The 23,982-nt window shown below is 64.1% G+C and carries 17 protein-coding genes; 6 read left to right on the forward strand and 11 right to left on the reverse strand.

All coding sequences use genetic code 11. The annotated features are described in order from the left end of the window. The first annotated feature begins 20 nt into the window (after positions 1 to 20). The 3 genes from H0241_RS31985 (at position 21) to H0241_RS31995 (ending at position 11,690) form a co-directional block, all read left to right on the forward strand. Positions 21 to 8,600: a GH36-type glycosyl hydrolase domain-containing protein gene (locus H0241_RS31985; RefSeq protein WP_181061748.1), complete on the forward strand. Its 8,580-nt coding sequence runs from the start codon at positions 21 to 23 to the stop codon at positions 8,598 to 8,600. A gap of 343 nt (positions 8,601 to 8,943) precedes the next feature. Further along, the gene (locus tag H0241_RS31990; RefSeq protein ID WP_181061749.1) at positions 8,944 to 10,716 is read left to right on the forward strand and encodes a glucan ABC transporter ATP-binding protein/ permease; all 1,773 of its coding nucleotides are present in this window, start codon (positions 8,944 to 8,946) and stop codon (positions 10,714 to 10,716) included. A gap of 221 nt (positions 10,717 to 10,937) precedes the next feature. Beyond that, complete coding sequence (locus tag H0241_RS31995; RefSeq protein ID WP_181061750.1) at positions 10,938 to 11,690, forward strand: heme ABC transporter permease; 753 nt, start codon at positions 10,938 to 10,940, stop codon at positions 11,688 to 11,690. Between the two features lie 22 nt (positions 11,691 to 11,712). On the opposite strand, the gene H0241_RS32000 is transcribed toward H0241_RS31995, so the two are convergent. Beyond that, positions 11,713 to 12,771, reverse strand: a complete 1,059-nt coding sequence (locus H0241_RS32000) for a D-TA family PLP-dependent enzyme (protein ID WP_181061751.1) — start codon at positions 12,769 to 12,771, stop codon at positions 11,713 to 11,715. A gap of 142 nt (positions 12,772 to 12,913) precedes the next feature. Between H0241_RS32000 and H0241_RS32005 the strand changes: the two genes are divergently transcribed. Further along, complete coding sequence (locus H0241_RS32005) at positions 12,914 to 13,600, forward strand: D-lyxose/D-mannose family sugar isomerase (RefSeq protein ID WP_181061752.1); 687 nt, start codon at positions 12,914 to 12,916, stop codon at positions 13,598 to 13,600. A 17-nt stretch (positions 13,601 to 13,617) separates the two neighbouring features. Here H0241_RS32005 and H0241_RS32010 read toward each other — a convergent pair whose 3' ends face one another. From H0241_RS32010 to H0241_RS32050, 9 genes are read right to left on the reverse strand one after another with little or no spacing between them, the layout of a single operon-like run. After that, a complete protein-coding gene (locus H0241_RS32010; protein WP_210285152.1) occupies positions 13,618 to 13,857 on the reverse strand; it encodes a hypothetical protein in 240 nt (79 codons plus the stop codon). 54 nt (positions 13,858 to 13,911) lie between these two features. Beyond that, positions 13,912 to 14,346, reverse strand: a complete 435-nt coding sequence (locus tag H0241_RS32015; protein WP_181061754.1) for a hypothetical protein — start codon at positions 14,344 to 14,346, stop codon at positions 13,912 to 13,914. 26 nt (positions 14,347 to 14,372) lie between these two features. Beyond that, positions 14,373 to 15,233: an RDD family protein gene (locus tag H0241_RS32020; protein WP_181061755.1), complete on the reverse strand. Its 861-nt coding sequence runs from the start codon at positions 15,231 to 15,233 to the stop codon at positions 14,373 to 14,375. Next, the gene (locus H0241_RS32025; RefSeq protein WP_181061756.1) at positions 15,220 to 16,239 is read right to left on the reverse strand and encodes a stage II sporulation protein M; all 1,020 of its coding nucleotides are present in this window, start codon (positions 16,237 to 16,239) and stop codon (positions 15,220 to 15,222) included. The genes H0241_RS32020 and H0241_RS32025 overlap by 14 nt, the downstream gene beginning before the upstream one ends. Continuing rightward, positions 16,236 to 17,546, reverse strand: coding sequence for a DUF58 domain-containing protein (locus tag H0241_RS32030; protein ID WP_181061758.1), 1,311 nt, complete (start codon positions 17,544 to 17,546; stop codon positions 16,236 to 16,238). Before H0241_RS32030 ends, H0241_RS32025 begins: the two co-directional genes overlap by 4 nt. Next, positions 17,543 to 18,496, reverse strand: coding sequence for an AAA family ATPase (locus H0241_RS32035; protein WP_181061759.1), 954 nt, complete (start codon positions 18,494 to 18,496; stop codon positions 17,543 to 17,545). The genes H0241_RS32030 and H0241_RS32035 overlap by 4 nt, the downstream gene beginning before the upstream one ends. Then, positions 18,483 to 19,688, reverse strand: a complete 1,206-nt coding sequence (locus tag H0241_RS32040) for a DUF4350 domain-containing protein (protein WP_181061760.1) — start codon at positions 19,686 to 19,688, stop codon at positions 18,483 to 18,485. Before H0241_RS32040 ends, H0241_RS32035 begins: the two co-directional genes overlap by 14 nt. Then, the gene (locus tag H0241_RS32045) at positions 19,685 to 20,317 is read right to left on the reverse strand and encodes a DUF4129 domain-containing protein (RefSeq protein WP_181061761.1); all 633 of its coding nucleotides are present in this window, start codon (positions 20,315 to 20,317) and stop codon (positions 19,685 to 19,687) included. Before H0241_RS32045 ends, H0241_RS32040 begins: the two co-directional genes overlap by 4 nt. Next, positions 20,314 to 20,541, reverse strand: a complete 228-nt coding sequence (locus H0241_RS32050) for a hypothetical protein (protein ID WP_181061783.1) — start codon at positions 20,539 to 20,541, stop codon at positions 20,314 to 20,316. Before H0241_RS32050 ends, H0241_RS32045 begins: the two co-directional genes overlap by 4 nt. A gap of 28 nt (positions 20,542 to 20,569) precedes the next feature. Here H0241_RS32050 and H0241_RS32055 point away from each other — a divergent pair, with 28 nt between their 5' ends. Together H0241_RS32055 and H0241_RS32060 are read left to right on the forward strand one after the other, a co-directional pair. After that, positions 20,570 to 21,250, forward strand: a complete 681-nt coding sequence (locus tag H0241_RS32055; protein ID WP_235984595.1) for a hypothetical protein — start codon at positions 20,570 to 20,572, stop codon at positions 21,248 to 21,250. A 63-nt stretch (positions 21,251 to 21,313) separates the two neighbouring features. Continuing rightward, the gene (locus H0241_RS32060) at positions 21,314 to 22,186 is read left to right on the forward strand and encodes a hypothetical protein (protein WP_181061763.1); all 873 of its coding nucleotides are present in this window, start codon (positions 21,314 to 21,316) and stop codon (positions 22,184 to 22,186) included. A 37-nt stretch (positions 22,187 to 22,223) separates the two neighbouring features. On the opposite strand, the gene H0241_RS32065 is transcribed toward H0241_RS32060, so the two are convergent. Further along, positions 22,224 to 23,909, reverse strand: coding sequence for a tetratricopeptide repeat protein (locus H0241_RS32065; RefSeq protein ID WP_181061765.1), 1,686 nt, complete (start codon positions 23,907 to 23,909; stop codon positions 22,224 to 22,226). Positions 23,910 to 23,982 lie beyond the last annotated feature (73 nt).

Consider the following 23,982-nt stretch of genomic DNA (forward strand, 5'->3'; position numbering starts at 1 on the left):
TCCCCCATGCGGAATTTTCAATGAATATCCAGACAAATCCTGCCCATATCGAAAAGACCAGCGCCAGCTTCCCGGTCATCACCGAAGAGCCGATACGCTCCAATTTCCTGCCCGAAGAGCGGCTGCGCGCGCTGGGCGAAAGCCTCGCCAAGGGCGACATCAAGGACCTGTTCGGCCTGATGCCGTTCGATTTCCAGGCCCGCATCCGCGACAGCGCCAAAAGGATCCTCGAAGTCTACCGCTCGACCAATGCCGCCCAGGCCAAGGGCGAAACCATTACGCCGGCTGCGCAATGGCTGCTCGACAACAATTATCTGGTCGAGGAGACCATTTTTCAGGTCAAGCGCGACCTGCCGCGCCGTTTCTACCGGCAATTGCCGACCCTGAAACTGTCCGATGGCGCCGCGGTGCCGCGCGCGCTGGCGCTGGCCTGGAGCTATGTCGCCCATTCCGACAGTTCGGTCTCGGCGACCATGTTCAAATCCATCGTCGAGGGTTTTCAGTCGGTCGAGCCACTGAAGATCGGCGAACTCTGGGCGCTGCCGTCGCTGCTGCGCTTCGTGCTGATTGAAAACCTGCGCCGCATCGCCGTGCGCGTCGACCGCACCAGGCAGATGCGCCATATCGCCAACGAGGTTGCCGACCGGGTGCTGGCGACCGACGACAATGCCGACCGCCAGAAGATCCTGTCCAGCTATGGCGCGCATGCCCAGGACACCACCTTCGCCACCCAGTTGCTCTACCGCCTGCGCGACGGCTCGCAGAATGCCGGCAGGGCGCTGGAATGGCTGGAGGTCGAACTCGAGAAGACCGGCTCCGACGCCGAGGAAATCATCATCTCCGAGCATCGCACGCTGTCCAGCGGCAATGTCACCACCGGCAACATCATCCGCGGCCTGCGCCTCATCAACGACGTCGACTGGACGGTGTGGTTCGAGGGCGTCAGCCGCATCGACACGCTTTTGCGCGAGCGCACCGATTTCGCCGCGCTCGATTTCTTTTCGCGCGACCAGTACCGCACGTCGATCGAGCAGCTGGCGCGCCGCTCCGACCTTTCCGAATTCCGCGTCGCCGAAAAGGCGATCGAACTGGCCGGCCATGTGCCCGGCGTCACCGATGCCTCCGGCGTGCCGGATGAAGCCGCCGATCCGGCAGTGCATACCGATGTCGGATTCTTCCTGGTCGGGCCGCGCCGGCCGGACCTGGAAAAGGCGATCGGCTACCGGCCGCCTTTCTATGTGACCTTCAAGCGCGCCTTCACCGCCACCGGCTGGCTCGGCATCGTGGTGCCGGTCTTCCTGCTGACGGTGCTGCTGCTGGTTCTCTCCGGCAACGCGCTTGCCCATCTGGGCCTGTCCGTTCCCTCGATCACGCTGATGCTGGCGCTGTTTGCGGTGCCGGCCAGCGAAGGTGCGCTCGCCTTCTTCAACACCGTCGTCTCGCTGTTCCTGAAGCCGACGCGGCTTGTCGGCTATGACTACAAGCACGGCATTCCGGCCACGGCGCGCACGCTGGTCGTGGTGCCTTCGCTGATCGGTTCGCGCGACGATGTCGAGGAAAACATCCGCAACATCGAGGTCCATCACCTCGCCAATACGGCGGAAGAGATCCATTTTGCGCTGCTCTCCGACTGGCCGGATTCCAAGACCGAGATCGACGCCGCCGACATCGAGATCCTGCAATATGCGCGCGACGAGATCGCCAGGCTCAATGCCCGCTATCCCTCCGAGGGCGCGCCGCGCTTTTACATCCTGCATCGCCGCCGGCTCTATAACCAGGCGCAGGGCGCCTGGATGGGCTGGGAGCGCAAACGCGGCAAGCTGCACGAGCTGAACCTTCTCCTGCGCGGCGACAGCGATACCACCTTCCTGCCGCTCGACGTGCCGCTGCCGGAAAAGGTCCTCTACGTTATGACGCTCGACGCCGACACGCGCACCACGCGCGACGCCGTGTCATCGCTGGTCGGCAAGCTCTCCCATCCGCTCAACCGTCCGCATTTCGACGTGGCAAAGCGTGTCGTCACCGCCGGCTACACCATCCTGCAGCCGCGCATCACCGCCTCGCTCACCAGCGGCGACGACGCCTCTTTCTTCCAGCGTGTCTTCTCGTCCAACAGCGGTCTTGACCCTTACGTCTTTGCCGTATCGGATCTCTACCAGGACGTCTTCAGCGACGGCTCGTTCACCGGCAAGGGCCTCTACCATGTCGACGCCTTCGAGGCGGCGCTGAAGGGCCGCATCGAGGAAAACACCATCCTCAGCCACGATTTGCTCGAAGGTGCGCTGGCTCGCGCCGCGCTCGTCACCGACGTCGAGCTGGTCGAGGACTACCCGACCCGTTATTCGGTCGACGCCTCGCGCCACCACCGCTGGGCGCGCGGCGACTGGCAGCTGCTGCGCTTCATCTTCTCGCCGCGCTCCGGCGTGCCGGCATTGTCGCGCTGGAAAATGGTCGACAATCTGCGCCGATCGCTGACCCCGATCTTCTGGGTAATGGCGGCGATTGCCGGCTGGACGCTGCTGCCGTTCACGCAGGCCGCGCAGTGGCAGGCGTTGCTGATCCTCTCGCTGTTCATGGCGCCGACCTTCGATGTCGTCAACGCCATCCTGCCCAAGAGCGGCGACCAGACGCCGCGCGGCCATTTCTCCGCGCTGGCGCGCGACACCGTCTTCGGCACGGCACTTGTGGCGCTCAAGGTGCTGTTGATGGCGCACAACGCCTGGATGATGGGCGATGCCATCGTGCGCACGCTTTACCGCCTGTTCGTCAGCCGCCAGAACCTCTTGGAATGGCGCACGGCGTCGCAGGCGCACAAGGGCGGCGACAACGATCTCGGCTCCTACTACAGCATGATGTATGGCGCCGTGATCATCGGCGTCGTCGGTCTCGCTATCCCCGTGCTGGCCGATTCCACCGGCGCTTTCGTCGCCTTCTTCTTTGCTTTGTTCTGGATCGGCTCGCCGGCCGTCGCCTGCTGGATCAGCCGCTCGGCCGAGACCGAGGACCGCTTGCGCATATCGCAGGCCGACATCCATGCGCTGCGCACCGTGGCGCGGCGCACCTGGCATTATTTCGAGACCTTCGTCACGGCTGAGCACCACAATCTGCCGCCCGACAATTTTCAGGAAAGCCCGGCGCCGGTGGTGGCGCCGCGGACATCGCCGACCAATATCGGCGTCTATCTCCTATCGGTGGTGTCGGCGCGCGATTTCGGCTGGATTGCCCTCTCCGACGCCATCACCCGCATCGACGCGACAATGACCACCATCGAGAGCATGCCGCGCAACCGTGGCCATCTCTTCAACTGGTACGACACAACGACGCTCAAGCCGCTTTATCCGCTCTACATTTCGGCCGTCGACAGCGGCAATCTCGCCGGACATCTGGTCGCGGTCGCGGCTGCCTGCGCCGAATGGGCCGAAGCGCCGTCCGTCCATCTGCAAGGCGATTTCGAAGGCGTCCTCGACACGGTGACGATCCTCGACGAGAGCCTTGAGGAATTGCCTGACGACCGCCGCCAGCTCAGGCCGTTGCGCCAGCGTCTGGCCGACCGCCTCGACGGCATGCGGCGCGCCGTCATGACCATCAAGGCGCAGCCGGAGATGGCGTCGATCCGCACCATCAATCTGGCCGTGCTTGCCGGCGAGATCCGCAAGCTCGCCACCGCCATCCACACCGAGGCGGGATCGCAGCGCAGCGACGTCATTGCCGACTGGGCGGCGCGGCTGGAAGCGACCTGCGAGGCGCATGTGCATGACTCGCACAGCGACGAGAACGCCGTCGAAACCTTGCGCGCCAAGCTTTTGGCGCTGCGCGAGCGCTGCCGCCGCTATGCTTTCGAGATGGATTTCTCCTTCCTGATGCGGCAGGAGCGCAAGCTTCTGTCGATCGGCTACCGCGTCGAGGAACACCAGCTTGACGAGAGCTGCTACGATCTGCTGGCCTCCGAGGCGCGGCTGACCAGCCTGTTCGCCATCGCTAAGGGCGATCTGCCGACCGAGCACTGGTTCCGGCTCGGGCGCCCCATCGTCGAGATCGGCTTCCAGGGCGCGCTGATGTCCTGGTCGGGCTCGATGTTCGAGTACCTGATGCCGCCGCTGGTGATGAAGGAGCCGCAGGGCTCGATCCTCAACCAGACCAGCAAGCTGATCATCAAGCGCCAGATCCAGTATGCGCGTTCGAAGAACGTGCCATGGGGCATTTCGGAAGCGGCCTACAATGCCCGTGACCGCGAACTGACCTATCAATATACGAATTTCGGCGTGCCAGGCCTTGGACTGAAGCGTGGCCTTGGCCAGAACACGGTGATCGCCCCTTATGCCACGATCCTCGCAGCGCAGTTCACGCCGCGCGAGTCCGTGCAAAATCTGGTCAGGCTGCGCTCGATCGGCGCGATGGGCCGTCACGGCTATTACGACGCCGTCGATTTCACGCCGCAGCGTGTGCCTGAAGGCACCGACCATGCCATCGTGCTGAACTACATGGCCCACCACTCCGGCATGTCGATTGCCGCCGTTGCAGACGCCATCTTCGAAGGCCGGCTGCGCGACCGTTTCCACAGCGATCCAGTGATTGAATCAGCCGAATTGCTGCTGCAGGAGAGGGCGCCGCGCGATATCCCGACCGCCACCGTCAGGACCGAAGCCGACGAGCGCTCGAAGGACGAGACAGAGGTCGAGAGCCCGGATTCCCGCATCATCCTCGATCCGCTGAAGGCGCTGCGCGCCACCAGCGTCATGTCCAACGGCCGATATTCCGTCATGGTCTCGGCGACCGGCTCCGGCTACAGCCGCTGGGGCGAACTCGCCGTCACCCGCTGGCAGCCGGACCCGACCGAGGACCGACTCGGCTCCTACATCTTCCTCAGGGATGCCGGCAGCGGCGACTGGTGGTCGGCGACCGCGGAGCCGAAGCAGGCGACTGGCGAGAGAGTGCAGACGCTGTTTTCCGACGACAAGGCGAGCTTCGTCAAAACAGTCGGCTCGCTGCGTTCCGAGGTCGAGTGCATCGTCATCTCGGAAGGCAATGGCGAGGGACGCCGCGTCACGCTCTACAATGACGGCGCTACCGACCGGCATATCGAGGTCACCTCCTTTGCCGAGCTGGTGCTGGGCAATGAGGCCTCGGACAATGCCCATCCCGCGTTCTCGAAAATGTTCATCGAGACCGAGATATCAGCCAACAACGGCGCCATCTTCGCCACTAGGCGCAAGCGCGACAAGAACGAGCCCGACCTCACCATGGTGCATTTCGTCACCGATCCCTCCGGATCGGCGCGCGATGCCGAGGCCGAGACCGACCGCCGCGCCTTTATCGGCCGTGGCCGCACCATTACCGAGGCGGCTGCTTTCGATCCCGGCGCCAAGCTCGGCGGCCATCATGGCTTCACGCTCGACCCGGTCGCGGCCCTGCGCCGGCAGGTGCGGGTGCCGGCCAACAAGAAGATCTCGCTGACCTTCTGGACCACCGTCGGCGCCAACCGCGCCGAGTTGGACGAGGCCATCGCCAGGCTCGACCATCCCGAAAGCTTCGCCCGCCAGGCAATGCTGGCCTGGACGCGTAGCCAAGTGCAGACAAGGCATCTCGGCCTCAGCCTGACCGACGCCGCCAATGTGCAGAAGCTGGCGCGCTTCCTGATCTATCCCGATCCGTTCCTGCGCCTGCCGGCCGAATCCATCGCTTCGGGGCTGGGCAAGCAGTCCAGCCTGTGGCCGACCAGCATCTCCGGCGATTTCCCGATTTTCCTGGTCCGCATTGGCGACGTCGCCGATCTGGAGATTGTCGCCCAGGCGCTGCGCTTCCAGGAGTATATGCGCGCCCGCGGCATGATGATCGACTTCGTCGTCGTCAACGAACAGGCTTCTTCGTACGTGCAGGACCTGCAGCGCGCGGTCGAGACGCTGTGCGAAAACAGCCGCCTGCGCGGCAAGGAACTCGGGCCGCGCCAGCACATCTTCGCCGTGCGCCGCGACCTGATGGACGAGGCAACCTACAAGACGCTGCTGGCGGTTGCCCGCGTCGTGCTGCACACCCGCAACGGCACCATCTTCGACCAGATCGAGCGCGCCGAGGCGGCAGCGCTGCAGGCTCGCGACGCCTTGCTGCCGACGGGCACTGCGACCCTGCGCGAACCGTCTCTGCCAGTGCCGACGGCGCCCGCATATCATGCTGCGTCTGACAGCGGTGCCGACGGCAGCGGCCTTAGCCAGTGGAACGGCTTCGGCGGTTTCGAAGGCGATGGCCGTCACTATGTCACCCGTCTCGCCGGCCGGCGCACGACGCCGCAGCCCTGGATCAACGTCGTCTCCAACGCCTCGTTCGGCTTCCACGTCTCTGCGGAGGGGGCTGCCTTCACCTGGAGCCGCAACAGCCGCGACTACCAGTTGACGCCATGGTCGAACGATCCGGTCACCAATCGGCCGGGAGAGGGCGTCTACATCTATGACCACGCCAGCGGCAAGGCGTTCTCGCCGCTCGCCGCCGTCGTGCGCGATCCCTCGATGACCTACGAGACATGGCACGGCCAGGGCTTCTCGACCTTCCGGTCGAAGCGGGGCCCGCTGTCGATGGATCTGACGCATGTCGTCGATCCCGTCGATCCGGTGAAGATCACGCGGCTGCGCATCCAGAACTCGGGCGCGGTGTCGGCGCGGCTGCGCGTCTATGCCTATGCCGAATGGGTTCTCGGCAGCCATCGCTCGAGCACGGCTGCGACCATCATCCCGTCACGGGATGCGGCGACCGGCGCGCTCATGGCGCAAAACCCGTACGGGCTCGATTTCGGCGACCGGGTGGCCTTCCTGGCCGCCACCGGTCCGGTGCATTCGGTGACAGCCGATCGCGGCGAGTTCATCGGCAGGCAAGGCACCAGCGCCTTCCCGCACGCCGTCGTCAGCGGCGCCGGCCTGTCGGGTCGCATCGAAGCCGGCGATGATCCGTGTGCTGCTGTCGCCAGCGACATCGACATCCCCGCCGGCGGCGACGTCACGCTCGTCTGGCTGCTCGGCGACGCCGCCACACCCGCCGAGGCGAGCGCGTTGGTGCAGACCCATTCGGGCAAGGATTTCGACCAACGGCTGGCCGACAATGAACGTGTCTGGCGCGGCTTCCTCGACACCATCCAGGTCGAGACGCCAGACAAGGCGCTCGACGCCATGGTCAATCACTGGCTGCCCTATCAGAGCCTGGCCTGTCGCATCCGCGCCCGCTCGGCCTTCTACCAGGCAAGCGGCGCCTTCGGCTTCCGCGACCAGTTGCAGGACACGCTGGCCCTGCTGGCGCATGATCCGAAGCTCGCGCGGGACCAGATACTCAACGCGGCGCGCCGGCAGTTCCCTGAAGGCGACGTCCAGCATTGGTGGTTGCCGCGCACCGATGCCGGCGTGCGCACCATGATCTCCGACGATGTGGTCTGGCTGGCGCATGCCACCAACCGCTATATCGAGGTGACCGGCGATGCAGGGATCCTCAAGGAGCAGTTGCCTTTCATCGACGGGCAGGTGCTCGGCGAGGGCGAGCACGACGCCTTCTTCACGCCGGAAATCTCCAAGACGCATGCCTCGCTCTACGACCATTGTGCGCGGGCGCTCGACCTTGCGGTCAAGCGCAGCAGCCCGGCCGGGCTGCCGCTGATCCTCGGCGGCGACTGGAATGACGGCATGAACCGCGTCGGCGAAGCCGGCAAGGGCGAGAGTGTCTGGCTCGGCTGGTTCCTTTTGAAGACGCTGGGCGACTTTGCCGCCGTCGCCAAGGGGCAAAGCGACACCAAGCGGGCGCAGGCCTGGCTGAAGCACGCCGACGTGCTGAAGCGGGCGCTGGAAAGCACCGCCTGGGATGGCCAGTGGTACCGGCGTGGCAGCTACGATGACGGCACGCCGCTCGGCTCGCACAATTCGGACGAGTGCAAGATCGACTCCATTGCCCAGTCGTGGAGCGTGCTCTCCGGCGAGGGCGACCCGGCGCGCTCGACCACGGCGATGCAGCAGGCAACGAACCTGCTCGTCGACGACAAGCTCAAGATCGTCAAGCTGTTCACTCCGGCCTTCCAGAACACGGAAAAGGACCCCGGCTACATCAAGAGCTACCCACCGGGCGTGCGCGAGAATGGCGGCCAGTACACCCATGCGGCGACCTGGTTCGTCATTGCGCTCGCCGAAATGGGCCGCACCGACGATGCCTATCGCTGCTTCTCGATGCTGAACCCGGTCAACCATGCGCTCGACGATGCGTCGGCCGAGCACTACCGCGTCGAGCCCTACGTCGTCGCCGCCGACATCTATTCCGGTGAAGGCAAGGGCGGTCGCGGCGGCTGGACCTGGTACACCGGCTCGGCCGGATGGCTTTACCGCGCGGCGGTCGAAGGCATTCTGGGCATTGAGCGGCGCGGCAAGCAGATCACGTTCCGGCCCAAACTGCCCAGCCACTGGGACGGCTATTCGGCAACGCTCAAGATGCTGGGGGCCGAAGTCAAGGTTCGCGTCATCCGCGACAAAAAGGCCAAGACCATCTCGCTCGAAGTCAATGGAACCAAGACAAAGTCTTCCGGCTTTGAGCCGAAAGCCGGCGACAAGACCGAAGTGGTCGTCAAGATACCTGCGTAAAATCAAGAGCTTGAAGCCAAACGCGCGCCCCTTTCGGGGCGCGCGTTTTTATTTGGGCATGCGCGTGGCGCAAAGCAGCCCTGCTTCTTATGTATTGGCGTCGCCGGTCGTGGGTGATTAAAAATGTGGCAGCGCTGGATCACTGCCATGATTTTGCCGCAAGGCTGACATTTCACCTTTTATCTCAAACCGTTAGGTGATCACGACAGATTTCGCAACGTCGTCATCTTTTGTTCGCAGAATGGGAACGGAAGAGCTAGACGGGCATTGTTTTGCGACCCGTTAACCGGTACGTGTCTAGAAATGGTGCACTGCACAATGAATGTTTGGCGGAGTAGCTGAAGTGTCACTTCTGCAAATCTACTGGAGAGCGCTGGGTTATCTCGCAGCCGACAGGAAACGCGTTGCGTTGATCTGCGGTGCGAATGTCGCGCTTGCCATCATCGCAATCCTCGAGCCGATCATGTTCGGCCGGGTGATCGACGCCATCTCCGATAAGGGTTCGGTGTTCTCGACGCTGGCGCTGTGGGCCGGTCTCGGCGCCTTCAACATCATCGCCTTCGTGCTGGTGGCGCGTGGTGCCGACCGTTTCGCCCATAAGCGCCGCAGCGAAGTGCTGTGCCAGTCGTTCGAGCGCGTGATCACCATGCCGCTCGCCTGGCACCATCAGCGCGGCACCTCCAACGCGCTGCACACGCTGCTGCGCGCCGTCGAGACGCTGTTCAGCCTGTGGCTTGAATTCATGCGCCAGCATCTGTCGACGGCCGTTGCGCTGGCGCTGCTCATCCCGACCGCGATCAGCATGGACCTGCGCATGTCGCTGGTGCTGATGGGCCTTGGCGTTCTCTATGTCGGCATCGGCCGGCTGGTGATGAAGCGCACCAAGGAAGGCCAGGCCGCCGTCGAGCGCCACTATCACAAGGTGTTCGCGCATGTGACCGACTCGGTCAGCAACGTCGCCGTGCTGCAGAGCTACAACCGTCTCGGCCACGAGGCCGATACGCTGCGCCGCTATGTCAAGAACCTGCTCGATGCGCAGAACCCGGTGCTCGACTGGTGGGCGATGGCCAATGCGCTGCACCGCCTGTCGTCGACCATTTCGATGATGGTCGTGCTGCTGATCGGCGCTTATCTCGTCACCCACGGCCAGCTCAAGATCGGCGACGTCATCGCCTTCACCGGCTTTGCCACGCTGCTGATCGCTCGCCTCGACCAGATGTCGGCTTTCGCCAACCAGATTTCGGAAGCCCGCGCCAAGCTGGAAGACTTCTACCATCTTGAGGATTCGGCCGCCGACGCCGCCGAGCCGGACGGCTTGCGCGACCTCACCAACGTCACCGGCCATGTCCGTTTCGAGAATGTCGGCTTCGAGTTCGGCAATTCAGGGCAGGGCATCGACGACGTGTCGTTCGAAGTCCAGGCCGGCCAGACCGTTGCCATCGTCGGCCCGACCGGCGCCGGCAAGACGACGTTGATCAACCTGTTGCAGCGCGTCTTCTCGCCGTCCCACGGCCGTATCCTGATCGACGGCATCGACACCCGCAGCGTGACCCGCAAGTCGCTGCGCCATTCGATCGCCACCGTGTTTCAGGATGCCGGCCTGCTCAACCGCTCGATCGAGGACAACATCCGCGTCGGCCGCGCCGAGGCGACCTATGACGAAGTGCATGCCGCCGCCGACGCTGCCGCTGCCCAGGATTTCATCCTGGCCAAGAGCGAAGGCTACGACACCGTCGTCGGTGAGCGCGGCGGCCAGCTTTCGGGCGGCGAGCGCCAGCGTATCGCCATTGCCCGCGCCGTGCTCAAGGATGCGCCGATCCTGGTGCTCGACGAGGCGACCAGCGCGCTCGACGTCGAAACCGAGGACCGCGTCAAGGAAGCCATCGACGAATTGAGGCGCAACCGCACCACCTTCATCATTGCCCACCGCCTGACCACCGTCCGCGACGCCGATCTGGTCGTGTTCATGGACAAGGGCAAGGTGGTCGAGATGGGCGGCTTTGCCGAACTGTCGCTGCGCAACGGCCGTTTCGCCAGCCTGCTGCGCGCCGGCGGCCTGCTCAACGACGAGGAAGTCCGCCGCCTCAGCCGCACGGTAACCATCGAAGCGGCGTAAGCTTAAGGTCTTCACCTTCTCCCCTTTTGGGAGAAGGTGGCCTCGCGAAGCGAGGTCGGATGAGGGGTGTTCCAGGGAACGCTAACGCCTCACTCCGATGGAACCACCCCTCATCCGTCTCGGCGCTATCGCGCCGATCCACCTTCTCCCACAAGGGGAGAAGGAAGAACTGCGACAACCGCTCGATTGCCCAACAGCCGCCGCCGGTCTATTTAGACCGCATGAGCGACACCTCTTCACGCCTCACCGGCTGGACCGACCTCGCCAACCCGACACGCTTTGTCGGGCTGGCCGACAGGCTGGTGCCGTGGCTGGCGTCGGTCGCCGCGATCCTGCTCGCCGTCGGCCTCTATATGAGCTTTGCCGCGCCTGAGGATTTCCAGCAGGGCATCACGGTGCGCATCATGTACATCCACGTGCCTTTCGCCTGGCTCGCCATGATGTGCTACACGGTGATGGCGGTCGCCGCACTCGGCACGCTGGTCTGGCGCCATCCGCTGGCCGACGTCGCGCTGAAATCGGCAGCCCCGATCGGCGCCACTTTTACCGCGCTTGCGCTGATCACTGGCTCCATCTGGGGCAAGCCGATGTGGGGCACCTGGTGGGTGTGGGATGCGCGCCTGACGTCTGTGTTCGTGCTCTTTCTTATGTATCTTGGCATCATCGCGCTGACGCGTGCGCTGGATGACGCCAGCCGCGCCGCCTGGGCTGCCGCCATCATCACGCTGGTCGGCTTCATCAACATCCCGATCATCAAATTCTCGGTCGACTGGTGGAACACGCTGCACCAGCCGGCTTCAGTGTTCCGGCTCGGCGGACCGACCATCGATCCCAGCCTGCTGTGGCCGCTGCTGGTGATGGCGCTAGGCTTCACCGTGCTGTTCTTCGCCCTGCATCTGACGGCGATGCGCACCGAAATCCGCCGCCGCCGGGTGATCGCCATGCGCAGGGTGGCTGCACGGCAGGCTAACTGACGCGCGCCACAAGCGCCCAGCTTCAGCCCATCCGCCCCCGCGCCACCACCGGCAGCGTCTCCAGCACCTTGTCGCCATCGATCAGATGCACCTGATCGAACAGGTTGGTCACCACGCAGCAATGGTCCGGCACCACGCGCACGCGCTCGCCGATGCGAAGGCTCGCGCCGTTTCCAAGCGTGACCGTGCCGTGCTCCTCGCTCAGGCCGGTGACGCGGGCGCCGGGCATGCCGAGCAGCTCGCCAAACTCGGGCAATCCCAGCGTGTCGCTGGACAGCGCCTTGCTGCCGCTGTCCAGAATGGCGCGGGCCGGCGTCGGGTGGCTGACCACGGTGGCGAGAACCGTCAGCGCGCAATCGTCGAGCGTGCCGACGCCTTTGGCGACCTGGTAGCGGTCGAGATAGATGTAGGTGCCGGGGCGGTATTCGGTGACGACGCTGTCCTCGCCGGAACGCCACATGTCCGGCGTACCGCCGCTGGAGATACAATCACAGGCGAGACCCGACGCCGTGAGCGTCTGCTTGGCGCCAACCAGCCACGCCTCGGCTTCCGCTGCTCGGCCGGCGGCCGGATAGGTCATCAGCCCGCCGAAGCGAAGGCCTTTGGCCTGGTCGATCACTTTCGCCAGCGCCAGCGCCTCGGCGACGCTCTGCACGCCGCAACGGCCCATGCCGGTGTCGCATTCGACCAGAACGGGCAGGGGGTGCCCGGCATCGGTGAAGGTGGCGACGAGCCCCTCCAGCGTTTCGCGGCTGTCCGCCGTCACCGACAGGGTAATGCGACCATGCAGCGCCTTGAGGCGCTCCAGCTTGGCGCGGCCTAAAATGTTGTAGGGCAGGAAAATATCGGAGAGCCCGGCATCGGCCATTACTTCGGCTTCGCCGATCTTCTGGCAGGTGATGCCGACCGCACCCGCTGCGACCTGCTTCTTCGCCCAGTAAGGCAGCTTGTGCGTCTTGATGTGCGGCCTGAGTTTCAGCCCGTGGCGGTCGGCATGCGCCTGCGCCTTCATGATGTTGGCTTCGGCGCGGGCCGCGTCGATCAGGATCGCCGGCGTATCGAGGTCGTCTATGCCTTGCATGAATGTCACCTTGGGAAATTTGGCTGGACTTATGGCCCCGATCGGCCGCGATGTCATGGGCCAGCGTGCAGTTTGCGTCGACACCGCAACGCTGTTCGGCTATGCGCTTTAGGCAGGAACGCGACGCCAAGGGATCACGACCATGAAACGCTCCACCGTCAATGACATCATCCGCGATGCCGATGCTTTCATCCGCTCGTTCGGCTACATCATGCCGCCCTTCGCCTACTGGTCGCCGGAAGAGATGAAGGCGCGCAAGGCTGACTCCGCGGCCATTTTCAGCTCGCGTCTCGGCTGGGACATCACCGATTACGGCCAGGAGAAATTCGACGAACTCGGCCTGTTCCTGTTCACTGTTCGCAACGGCGTTTACGCTGACATGAAGAAGGGCATGGGCATGCTCTATGCCGAGAAGATCATGATCTCGCGCAAGGACCAGTTGTCGCCGATGCACCGCCACAACATCAAGGCCGAGGACATCATCAACCGCGGCGGCGGCAAGCTGGTGCTCGAACTGTTCATGCACGACCGCGACGGCGGCATCGATCCGAAGGCCGAGGTGTCGGTGCCGGTCGACGGCACCATCCACAGGCTGCCGGCGGGCGGGCTCCTGAAGCTCGACCCAGGCCAGAGCGTCACCCTTATGCCCGGCGTCTGGCACGCCTTCTGGGCCGAGGGCAAGGATGTGCTGATCGGCGAGGTCTCGACCGTCAATGACGATTTGACCGACAATGTCTTCCGCGAGCCGATCGGCCGCTTCTCCAACATCGACGAGGACGTCGCGCCGGTGCACCTTCTGGTGTCCGACTATGAGAAGTGGGTGGGGTAGGCGCTGCTCTCGCTGCTCTACTTCGTTCGATTGAGAAGTGCGCGCAATCTACGTACCTCGGCGATCAGGCGAGGGATGTCCTGCCGTGCCGCGGCAATGAAATCCTGGTCTTCGGCCGTGGCGCCGCCCATTTCGATATCGTCGCCGCGATCCGCGCCTTCACCGGTTTGAATGAAATTCGATCCGCTCAGAAAATCCCAGCCCTCGACCCATGATTTCCATGGGCCGGGTTGGGCGGCGGCAGCGCGCGCTTCCATTTCCTGAAGTTCGAGTTCCGACGGAGATGTGTTCATAGTGGCCGATTAACGCTGTTAACGGCAAAGCGAAATGCACTCTCGAACAGCGCGCCCGAGATCCTCTGGCGCACCTGTTGAGGACAAAATCGTGTCCAGCGGAATGGCACTCTCTCTGTTGACTTTGGCATAAGGGGTAAGCGTGAATTTGTCGTCACTTCCCTGGTCGACCGACATCTGACGGGATTTCCAACGGAGGGAGTTGTATGACTTGAAGCCGAAGCGCGAAGCAGATCTGTCAAGAACGACCGTGTGTGCGATGTCGTCTGGCACATCGCTGGCATAAGCACCAAGCGCGTTCAGTGTTGCTAAGCCGATCTCTTTGTCGGAGATCGAAGGTAGCTCGCCAATCATGATGACGGGACCTGCGAACTTCTCCCAGCCGTCGCGGGTGGTAGCCATCGGAATTGCAAACACCCTTTTATCAACTATGTTCAGGAAGCAATGTCTCATGTATCGACTCCCATCTGAGGCACAGCTCACCGCTGATACTTATCCGCCTTGCGGGTGCCCAGCAGAAGCTTGCGTTCTAGCTGTGCGCGCAGCTCGCCATAATAGGCGGTGAGGAAGGCCCTGGAATCGACCGGCTCGATCATCATGCCGATCTTGCGCCCGATCGTTTCGGCCACGGCTTTCAGCGCGAAATAGTCGTCGCGGCGCAGCACCTCTTCCAGCTTGTGCAATTCGGCAATGCCATAGGCGTCGAGCTGCGCCTGGGTGAAGCGGAAGGCGCGTGCGTTCTGGCGTTGCGACAGGTCTTCGACCAGCGCCAGCTTCGGCGCTTCGACCACCCATGTTCCGGCCAAAAGGTCGCCGATCCGCATGCGGTCGCGGTTGAACAGCGGAAACAAGGCAAACAGCAGCGCCCAGACCAGCCCGAAGATCGTCGACAGCGTGTCGGCGAGCCCCATCTCGCTGCGGCCGAGGATGATCGACAGCGGCAGGAAGATCTCGATCTCGCGCATCAGATTGCGGGCGATGACCTGATCGACCGAAAGGCCGGCGCCGCTGCGTGACGCCACCCGGATGCTGAGCATCCGCTTGCCGGGCGTGGCGGCGCGGCGGCCGGCCTCGAAGACGATGAAATAGGCGTTGCGCAGGAAGAAGATCAGGATGATCCAGACAATGAACAGCGGCTGCGCGCCTTCGCCGTTGAGGCCGGCCAGCCCGAACAGCGCGATGATCGAGATCACAATTGCCGCGACGATGATGATGACAAAGTCGAGCAGGAAGGCGGCGGCGCGGGTGCCGGCATCGGCGAGCTTGATCCGGAGATCGACGCCTTCCGGCGTGATCAGCGGCCGTATCGTCGAGACGGCAGCGCGCCTAGCGGTCGCCATGCCGCACCACCCTGAACAGATAGAAATAGCAGAGCCACAGCGTCAGCATGCCGCCGCCAATGGCATAGCGTGTGAGATCGCTGGTAATCACCTGCCTGCCGATGCCTTCGAGCAGGCCGGCACACAAAAGCATGATCGTCACCCCGACCATGGTGGTGGCGGCCACGCGTCCGGCATCGGCCGCCGCCGTCATCCGGGTCAGTTCGCCGGGGAAGGCGATGCGCGTGCCGATGCGCATGCCGGCGGCGCCCGCCAGCGCGATCGCGAACATCTCGGTGGTGCCGTGGATGGACAGCCATCCGCCCAGTTCCAGGCCAAGCCCCTTGGCGACGTAGATCTGGAACATCGCGCCGAGCAGGCAGCCATTCATCAGGATGAGCAGCACGCTCGGCACGGCGAAAGCAAACCCGAGCGCGAAGGCCAGGATCGCCACCTGGACATTGTGCGTGAACAGATAGGCGGCGAAGCCCGACAGGAAATTGCTGTCGGCGCCATCATAAAGCACCTGCCGCAGCACTTCGGCTGAGGCGTCCGGGTTGCGTCCGCCTGCCAGACTCGGCGGAATGATGGCGTCGAACCAGCCCTTGTCTTTCGCCACCAGCCAGTAGCCGGCGCCGAGACCGACAAACGTCAGAACAACCGACAGCACGGTCTCGCGCCACAAATCGCGAATGGCATGCGGCCAGTCGTGCAGGAAGAAATCGCCGATGCGCTGCCGCAAGCTGCGGCGCGCGCCATAGAGATAGAAATAGCCGCGTAGGCACAGCGCCTCGAGATAGCCGACCAGCGCATTGTCGAGCGACGTCGCCCGCGCCACCGAGAGCGACGACAGCGCCGAGCGGTAGAGCAGCGGCAGCGACAAAAGCTCGTCTTCCGACAGCGTGCGCGGCGCGCGTTTCTCGACCCGGGCGAGCAGCGCCTCGAACGCCTTCCAGTCGGCCTCGCGCTCCGAACGGAAGCTCGCCAGCGACTGGCGCACGGCATCCTTGCCGACAAGCGCGTTCACAACAGATCCTCCCGCTTGAGCTCGAGATAGCGCTCGACCAGCGCTGGCCCCAGCCTCTGGTGGTCGGCTTCGATGACATGCGCGCCGAGCAGCCGCAGCCTGCCGATGACGACCTGCCTTTCGCGCAGCAGCCCGCCGGCGACGACCGAGCGCGCCACATCCTCTGGTGTCTCCGGCGGCATGTCGGCCAGTGTCTCCAGCTCGACATCCTTCATCATCATGAACAGCACCAGATGCCGTTCGGTGAGCCGGCCGACGGTGCGCAGCATCAGCTCGGCGCTGATCGGATCGACGAAATCGGTGAAGATGATCACCAGCGAGCGCCGGTCGAGCCGCGCCGCCAGCGTCGTCAGCGCCAGGGTGAAATTGGTCTCCTCGGTGGAATAGTCGATCTCCGCCGCCCGCTTCTGGATCATGGCGAAGCTCGCCGAGCCGCGCACGGCGCCGCTGGAAACGCGCGGCCGCGCATCGAAGCCGAACAGGCTGACCATGTCGCCGCCCTTCAGCGCAATGAACGCCGACAGCAAGGCGGCGGTGACGGCGCGGTCGACCTTCGGCACGCCGTCGACGGGTTCGCACATCAGCCGGCCGCTATCGATGGCGAGCACGATGTTGTTGTTCTCCTCGATGCGGAACTCGCGCGCCAGAAGCCTGCCGTGACGGGCACTGCGCTTCCAGTCGATCATCCGCCGGCCCATGCCGGGCTGGTAATCCTTGAGCGCCTCGAATTCGCGGCCCTGGCCGGCGCGCCGCTGCGCATGGCCGTCGGGCAGCGACTGGCGCTGCAGCAGCGTGATTGCTTCGTCGCGGGCGCTGCTGACGTCGGGCAGCACCGCGACCTTGCTGTCCATCGGCAGCACGACCTGGTTCCAGACCAGCCCGAACGGCCCGCGCCAGCGCACCCACAGGCGATCGAACCTGGCAATGCCGCGCCGCAGCGCCTGGAATTTGAGGTCGAGCGATGCGCCGCCGGCCTTGGCAGTCAATGCGCCGCCGGTGCCGCCCAGCGGCTCCAGCCGCTCATCATGGCCAAGACGCGCCTGCACGGCGCGCGGACGCCCGCTGAGCCTGGCGGTGACATTGACGGTGAACTGGCCGCCGACGCTGACCTGCGGCGGCGCCTGGATGCTGGCGTCCAGGGAAGCCCGTCCGCGCCCGGCGGCCGCGTCCACGGCCAGGAAAGCAAGTAGCACGCAGATCCACAGCAGGCCGAGATACCAAAGCGACGGCAGCGCGAGCGCGATCAGGAAGGCCGGTATTGCACCTGCCGCACCTGCCCAGACTGCCCGGCCGCTCGGATAGATCAACGTGGCGCTTCCGTCTGGTCGACCAAGTCGGTCACGATCTGCTCGACCAGGCGGCCGTCGATCTGCGCCGCCGGCGAAAGGATCACGCGATGGCGCAGCGCCGGCACCGCAAGCGCCTTGACGTCGTCGGGGATGACATAGGCACGCCCGTCGAGGGCTGCGCGGGCGCGCGACGCCCTGGCCAGCATGGCGCCCGCACGCGGGCTGGCGCCGACTTCGAGGTCGGGGCTGGCGCGCGTCGCCCGCACCAGCCTTGCGATATAGTCGACGACATCGTCGACCAGCATGACCTCGCCGACGGTCGCCAACGCCTTTTCCAGCGTCTTGCGGTCGGCCTGGGCGGTGATGCCGTATTGCTTGATATCGTGCGAGGCGGTGCCGCCGCCATGATGGATGATCGCCTTTTCCTCTTCGGGGCCGGGGTAGCTCACCCGGTGCTTGAACAGGAAACGGTCGAGCTGCGCCTCGGGCAGGGGATAGACGCCCTGATGTTCGATCGGGTTCTGCGTCGCCACCACCATGAAATTCTGGCCGAGCGAATGGGTGGTGCCATCGAAGGTGACGGCATGCTCTTGCATCGCCTCCAGAAGGGCGGCCTGCGTCTTGGGCGGCGTGCGGTTGATTTCGTCGGCAAGCAACAGGTCGCAGAAGATCGGGCCGCGCGTCAGCGTGAATTGCCCGGACTGGAAATTGTAGATGTTGGAGCCGACTATGTCGCCGGGCATCAGGTCCGGCGTGAACTGGATACGGCCATAGACGACGCCCAGCGCCTGGGCGAAGCAGCGCGCCGTCATCGTCTTGGCCGTGCCCGGCGGCCCCTCGAGCAGAATATGCCCGCCGGCGAACAATGCCGTCAGCATCAGATCGACCGTATCATGTTGCCCGGTGATGGCCTTGGCCACCTCTTCCCTGATCTGAGTCGCCAGGGCCTTTACATCATCGACGTTCACCGAGCCTCCTTGCCGTCCAGTCGTGCAGCTTTTCGGCTGCCTCATGCATTTGTGTCAGGGTCTTTGCCGCGTCGGCGGCCTGCAGGCGGGTCGTGAATCCGCCGGGTTCGTCCTTATCGCGGGAATCGAGCCAGCGGTCGAGCGCTTCGCCCTGCAATCCATGCGGCGCGCCGAGCAGCGCGCCGGCGCGTACGCGTGCCAGCGCACCATAACGGTCGCCCAGTTCCTCCAGCCGGCCGGCGCGACGCAACAGCATCGCCGTGGTGTCGACCAGTGCGCGCTTGCCGAAGGCGATGGCGCGCTGATCGGCACGCGGCGGTCCGAACCGGCCAAGGCCATGCAGGAAGGCAAGTGCCGCCGCCGCCAGGATGGTCAGCGTCAACGCCAGGAAGGGCGGCTCGACCAGAAGCTTGGCGAGATCGTATTTCCGTCCCATGCCATGCAGCGTCAGGTCGAACATCACCGGACCCTCTTCGGACTGCAGGAACTCGATCAGCTTGAGCGCCGCAGCCGCCTTGTCGGGATCCTTTAAGCCAGCATTGTTGATGAGATCGGGGTCGGTCAGGATATAGAACCGCTCGTCTTCCACTTCGGTCAGCACGGCCTTGCCGTTGCCGGCGGCAATCAGCGGAGTTTCGTCGGCCACCCACTGCAACCGGTCGGGTACATTGACCGTCTGACCAGCGACGTCGAGTTGCTTGACCGTCGTCTCGCCTTCACCGAGCTTCGCCTTGGCGATGCGGCCGAGCCAGTCGTTCACCACGACGTCCGGCAGCCGCTGGATCTTCATCTCCCAGCCCTCATGCTGGAACAGCGGCAAGGTCGCCCATTTTGGAAGCACGAACAGCGTATCCAGGCCCTTGCGAAGCTTGATGATGTTGGCGAGCGCATCCGGGTCGCTGTCGGGCGAAATGGTGACGACCAGCAGCATTTCGGTCTCGAGGTCACTGTCGGACCGCGCCATATCAGGCGCTTCGCCGGTCAGCTTCAGCCATTCCGCCAGGCCGGCATAGCCAATGCCGCTCTTCGACAAGGGTGTCGCGCCGCCGACGCTGGGCTGACGGAAGTCGGGGGCATAGGTGGACAACAGGAAGAAGCCCGCCGCCGCGAGCAGGCTGGCGAAAATGCCCCAGAACAGCGTCCTTCGGCTGAACGGTTCCTGCTGGGCGATGTCGGCGGTCGAAGCACTCACACCCAGGCATCCCTGAACACGAATCGCTCATAGGCGCCGCGCGCCTCCTGCCAGCCTTCCGGCCCGACCGGCCGGCGCGCGAACAGCGCCGCCTCGACAATGCGTGCGATCTGGGTGAAGGCGCTGCGCGCCCGCGTCGGGATCGAAGCCGCGCTGGCGATGTCGCGCGCGGTCAGCGACGGGCGCAGGAAGTCGGGCAGGCGGCCGGCAATGTCGGCGACGCTGCGGCGAAGCAGGAGATGCACCGCCTCGTCATAGTCGCCGCGGGCGGCCAGCGCATCGGCTTCCGACAACAGGATCTGCGCGGCACCGACGTCGGGACGCCATATCGCTTCCGCCTCGGTCACGCTCTTCTTGCGCCGCCAGGGCAGGCGCCAGGCGACGCCTTTCACCTCAAGGAAAATCAGCAACAGGATGATCGCGGCACCCGTGATCACCGCGCCCCAGAACAGGTAGATCATGTAGGGGCCAAGCCATTTCAGGAACTCGCCCAGCGGCTTCAGCCACTCGGGCGTCTCCGGTGGCCTGAAGGCCGGCAGGTCGAACTGGATCGAATCGTCCGACAGCAACTGCTTGTGCAGTTTGGCCAGCCATTCGGCTTGCGCAGCGTCCGGCTGTGCAGCAGTCACCTTTTCGCCCCCATGCAACCTGCGGTTCGCGCGCCGACACTGACAATGCAGCGCAACATTTGCAAGTGGGCTAGACGCGGCTCGTCAATCTTGGCAAATTTACTACTGCGGTCGCCGGACAATATTCGGCGATGAAACAGGGGGCGCATCATGACTTCGGCAACATTTGCACGGCCTGAGAAATTCCAGATCGGCAGGGTCTTCAACAACATCTTCTCGGTCATCGGCCGCAATGTCGGCCTGACGGTGGGAATGGCCGTGCTGTTTTCAGGACTGCCCACGATCATCATCCAGCTCTGGACCAACTCGCGGATGGAGGCGCTTCTTCAAGCCGATCCGGGTGCTGCGGCCGATCCCACCTTCGCGCTGCGCAATTCCTGGGTCACGTTTGTCGCCATTTTCATAAGCGCCATTTTCGGACTGCTGCTTCAGTCGGCGCTTGTTCGCGCCACGATCGAGGATCTTAACGGCAAGCGCCCGAACATTGGCGACTGTCTGCAGATCGCGATTCGGTTTCTGCTGCCGACCCTGGGGATAGGCTTCCTCGTTGCCCTGGGGTCGGGCCTGGCCATGATCGCCTTGGTCGTGCCCGGCATCATCCTGTGGCTCGGCTGGTCGGTTTCGGTACCGGTTCTGATCCAGGAGCGGCTCGGCGTCTTTGGTTCAATGTCACGCAGCCGCACCCTGACCAAGGGCAGCCGCTGGTCGCTGTTCGGCCTGTTCCTGATCCTGATTATCATCGCCATGGTCATCCAGGGGGCGGTCGGCGTGCTCGTGTATCTCTTCCACGGTATTGCCGCCGTTATCGTGGCTGGCCTGGTGCAGAGTGTTATGGCGATGCTGCTGTCGGTCGCCGCCGCGGTCAGCTATGTCGAGCTGCGCCAGGTCAGGGAAGGCACCAGCGTAGACGAACTGGCCGAGATATTCTCGTAAGCCGAGATGTTTGCACTGCCTTGACCCAATTGGGTCAAGGCATGTGTCAGGGCAGGGGGCATCGTGACGTCACTGACGCAGGAACGACCGGAAAAATTCCGCATCGGCAGGGTTTTCAGCAACAGCTTTGCGGTCATCGGCCGCAATCTGGGTTTCCTTGCAGTGGTTGTCGGACTTTTTTCGACCCTGCCCGCACTGCTGTACAACCTCTGGAATCTGTCCCGGGTTGCCACGATGGTGAATGTACGCGTCGGCGGAAACGCCTTCGAAACGTCCGCCATGGAAAGCTATTCGGCGGTATCGGTGATTGCTTCTCTGATCATCTTTGTGCTGGCCTTGCTGGTGCAGGCTGCGCTGGTGAGGGGAGCGATCGAGGATCTGAACGGCAAGCGGCCCGTCATCGGCGACTGCATCCAGATAGCATTGCGCAGCTTCTTCCCCACGCTCGGCATAGGCATTCTGGTCATTATCACCCTGGTGGTGGCTGTTTTTGTGATGGTTTTCATCTCCTGGCTCATTCCCCCTGTCGGGTGGCTGATCGGGCTCGCCCTGGCGTTGATCCCCGCTTTTGTGTGGCTGATTTCCGTATCGGTTTCCGTGCCCATTGCGGTTCAGGAGAGGCTTGGCGTATTCGGCTCGATATCGCGCAGCCGAACCCTGACCAAGGGCAGCCGCTGGTCGATATTCTGGCTGCTGCTGATCATTTGCGTGGCGGCGATGCTGATCCAGGCGGTGTTCTCGTTGTTTTTCGGGCTGGCAATCGCCAGCACCGGCGGTATCACAGGTGCCGGGATCATTGTCGGAGCGATCGGCAGCAGTCTTGTGTCGACAATCTTCTCGACGATGCTGTCGGTGACGGTTGCCGTCGCGTATGTCGAACTGCGCCAGGTCAAGGAAGGCACCAGCGTCGACGAACTGGCGGAGATTTTCTCGTAAAGAAGACGCCGCTCCGGCCGGCTGGGCCAGCCACATCTCAATGACAGCAGCTTGGCCCTGCTTGCACGCTCGTCCGGCACAGGCATGACGACGTGATCGCCACGTCCGCCTTCGCCAGCGCAGCGGCAAGCTTCGCCTGTAGCTCCGGCAGCTCCACGCTCTCGCCGCGCCGTTTCAGGCACTCGACCAGCCCGTGCAGCGCCCAGACATTGTCCGGGTGCTGGGCGCAGCGCTGCACCTTACCGCTAATGCCCAGATCGTCGCGATAGACCTGCTCGGCCTCCTCGGTGTGGCCCTGGTCGAGCAGCAGCGCCGCCAGCGCGTGGCGCGGCGGGTGCATCCATGCCCATGGCTCGGTGTAGGACAGATTGTCGTCTAGCTCGACCGCGTGGCGCAGATGATCGTAGGCCTCGTCGTGCCGGCCCTGGTGGTAGGCAAGCTCGCCATCGAGCAGGGCGGCGCCGACGGCCAGCGAGGCCCGCGTCGGGTTGCTGAGGAAGCGCCGCTCGGGCGGGATGCTCTCGACATGCCTGCGGAAATTTTCGTGCTCGCGCTCGGCCGCCGCGAATTGCTTGAGCGTCGCGTGCGCGACGCCCTTGGCATAGTGCTGCATGGCTGATGTCAGCACATAGAGTTCCGGCTCTCCCACCATCGGCTCGTCGATGATTTCCTGCCAGCGGCCGAAGCGCACCTGCACATGCGATTTCATCGCGTGGTAGCCTTCGACGGTCTGCGTGAGCTTTGGCCGGTCCTGGATGGCGACCACATCGCGCGCGACCAGGCTGCGCACCTTGTCGGCCGCCCACAGCGCCGGCTGGTACTGACCAAGAAACATGCAGGTGAACATCATCAGATGCAAATCGTGGCAGCAGCCGAGCAGGTAGTAGGTCGTCTCACCGGCATAGGCGAGGTAGAGGTCGTTGGCGCGCACCGCCTTTTCGCTGGCGAGCTTTGCCTTCTCGTACTCGCCGCACAGAACATGGATATGCCCCGGCATGTGGTTCATATGGCCGGCATCAGGGCACATGGTGCCGAGCAGATCGGCCGAGCGTATGCCGCGTTCCGGCTGCGTCGACATCTCCAGGAGATGGATGTGCAGGTGCAGGATCGCCGGATGCGGCACAGTGCCGGCTTCGTCCGACAGCCGGATCGAGCGCTCGCAGATTTCAAGCGCTTCGAGCACGTCCGAATTCGGCGCCGGTCTGCCGGTCTTCAAATCCCACAGCCGCCGCACGGTGCGCATCATCAGCGCCTCGACAGTGAGCGCCATCACGTCATGATCGTCGGGAAAGTCGCGATAGACCTGCCGCATCGCGGCGGCGTAGGCATTGTCCCATTGTTCGAATTCCGCCGGCTCGACTCCATGCGGCTGCTGGAAGCGGACGGCGAGCGCATCGATCAGCCGCTGCTCTACCGGGCTGGCGCTCGCAGAACCAGCCCGCGCGCGCTGCACATGCTCGAAGCAGCGCCTGGCTGCACGGTTCGCCTCGTCCTTGCCGTGCTCTTTCCAGGTGAGGTTGTAGAAAGGCCCGGCGGCATAGGCGATGCCCCAATGCACGAAGGCGCAATCAGGATCGGTCTCCAGCGCCTTCTCGAAGCATTTTATGCCTTCCTCGTGGTTGAAGCTGTAGCACCAGTTCAGCCCGATATCGAACCAGCGCTGCGTCCCGGCCGAGGATGTGGAAATGGGGCGGCGATAGGTGCCGAGGTCGAAATGATCCATGCCTGATTCGCTCTGAGCCGAAAGTCGGTCAGGCGCAATCTGTGCCAAAATTCACGCGCATGGCAAATGGCAT

The sequence above is a fragment of the Mesorhizobium neociceri genome (assembly GCF_013520985.1).
GTDB lineage: Bacteria > Pseudomonadota > Alphaproteobacteria > Rhizobiales > Rhizobiaceae > Mesorhizobium > Mesorhizobium neociceri.

What these genes read in the sequence shown, in the direction of transcription:
- H0241_RS31985 (WP_181061748.1), top strand. Translation starts at nt 21, where the DNA reads ATGAATATCCAGACAAATCCTGCCCATATCGAAAAGACCAGCGCCAGC.
- H0241_RS31995 (WP_181061750.1), top strand. Translation starts at nt 10,938, where the DNA reads ATGAGCGACACCTCTTCACGCCTCACCGGCTGGACCGACCTCGCCAAC.
- H0241_RS32000 (WP_181061751.1), bottom strand. Translation starts at nt 12,771, where the DNA reads ATGCAAGGCATAGACGACCTCGATACGCCGGCGATCCTGATCGACGCG.
- H0241_RS32005 (WP_181061752.1), top strand. Translation starts at nt 12,914, where the DNA reads ATGAAACGCTCCACCGTCAATGACATCATCCGCGATGCCGATGCTTTC.
- H0241_RS32010 (WP_210285152.1), bottom strand. Translation starts at nt 13,857, where the DNA reads ATGGAAGCGCGCGCTGCCGCCGCCCAACCCGGCCCATGGAAATCATGG.
- H0241_RS32015 (WP_181061754.1), bottom strand. Translation starts at nt 14,346, where the DNA reads ATGAGACATTGCTTCCTGAACATAGTTGATAAAAGGGTGTTTGCAATT.
- H0241_RS32020 (WP_181061755.1), bottom strand. Translation starts at nt 15,233, where the DNA reads ATGGCGACCGCTAGGCGCGCTGCCGTCTCGACGATACGGCCGCTGATC.
- H0241_RS32050 (WP_181061783.1), bottom strand. Translation starts at nt 20,541, where the DNA reads ATGACCGAGAAGATGTTGTTGAAGACCCTGCCGATCTGGAATTTCTCA.
- H0241_RS32055 (WP_235984595.1), top strand. Translation starts at nt 20,570, where the DNA reads ATGGCCGTGCTGTTTTCAGGACTGCCCACGATCATCATCCAGCTCTGG.
- H0241_RS32065 (WP_181061765.1), bottom strand. Translation starts at nt 23,909, where the DNA reads ATGGATCATTTCGACCTCGGCACCTATCGCCGCCCCATTTCCACATCC.